The organism is Clostridium tarantellae, assembly GCF_009295725.1.
GTDB classification, from domain to species: Bacteria; Bacillota; Clostridia; order Clostridiales; family Clostridiaceae; genus Sarcina; species Sarcina tarantellae.
Genome location: NZ_WHJC01000496.1, coordinates 1 through 1,436, shown reverse-complemented (window position 1 = coordinate 1,436; position 1,436 = coordinate 1). Strand labels below are relative to the sequence as shown.

General features: G+C 28.8%; 1 protein-coding gene. It reads right to left on the bottom strand.

Annotated elements, in window-relative coordinates; translation table 11 throughout:
- Positions 1–1,283 (bottom strand): IS4 family transposase (locus GBZ86_RS15900; protein ID WP_152892275.1); only part of this gene is annotated, 1,283 nt, incomplete at its 3' end.
- Between the last annotated feature and the right edge of the window lie 153 nt (positions 1,284–1,436).

Below are 1,436 nucleotides of genomic sequence, written 5' to 3'. Positions count from 1 at the left end.
GGAGATTGGGCGCGAAGCTTTCGACGGTCTTGCCTGCCTTTTCTTACCGGTAAAATATTTTGTTGAATTAATAATTCAACTGATGGTAGATTTCTCTTATTAGAGCATTTGAAAAAGTATCTGCAAATGTGAATAGCAGTAGTAAAGTTCACTTGATACTCATGCTTTCTTTGTTTTTGCGAAATAACTACATTCATAGTAATCATTTCGCAAAAATTATACATAGTAAGCTTAGCAAATATTTCTTGTTTGATGAAATCTACTTTTTTTGAATGAAAATTCACCATTCCAATTGCATATTTCAGTTCTCTAAATGCCGTTTCTATTCCCCAACGCATATGATATAGAGTTTTCAGGTCCGATGGTGAAAACTGATTTGAATCTAGATTAGTTATTATAGTTTCATATGAATTATCAGAAATTTTAAACCTAACAACTCTAAATGACATATCATAAAATTTAGGGCTTTTTAATTCTAAATAATCAAATTTAGAATTTTTAGGTAAGAATTTATATTTCTTAGGATTTTCTTTTATTTCTTTTGTTTGTCTTCTTGTTATTTTGATTTTAATTACCTTATCAAATGCTCCGGATAATGGTAAATCAAAACTTGAAGCCATTCCTTTGCTAGTGATATCTTTTATTCTAAATAGATAATTCCAGTTTTTCTCTTGTATATGAGCTAACGTATTATAACTTTCATATCCGCGATCTGCAATAATAATTACTTTTCCTGCTAAAGATGAATTATCAATCATATCCGTAAGGGCTAAATGTTCATTTTTTTGACATCTTCTTTGTATACAAGCATCAACATACAATTTATTTGTTAAATCAAAAAGTGCATTTAAATGTAATGAATTAAACCCTTTACCTCTACTATTTTTAGTATATGTGGACTTATCATCCTTATTATGAGCAATATTTACTACTGAGCCATCAGCTGCTAGTACGCGATAACCTCTAAATAATTTATAATTGTTAGACAAACTAGTGAACTCTTTAAATAAATATTCAAATGCACTAGGTAATATTTTATTTCTTTGTTGAACGAATGCCGAAGGTGTTGGTGTTTTAATACTATATTCTGAAAAGTCTAGCAGTTCCTTTCGAATGCTTCCTCCACCCATTGATAAAAGTAAAATCATCATATTCTCAAAAGTTAATTTTCGATTTCTCACAAAATCTTTCGATGGATTTCTCACAAAATTCTCAATAGATCCAGTCATTTCATTTACTATGTTTTTTAGTTTCTTTTTCACAAAATTAGAATGATTCTTCATTAACGTAACCTCCAAAAATTTCTATATTTAAGGGGCTACGCCGCATTTTTCTATAGACTTGTCAAGTTTTTTCTGAAAAAAAGAGCAAGATATATTTCTATACCTTGCAATTCTAAAATAAACAATATAACTTTTCTTAACTTAATGACATTG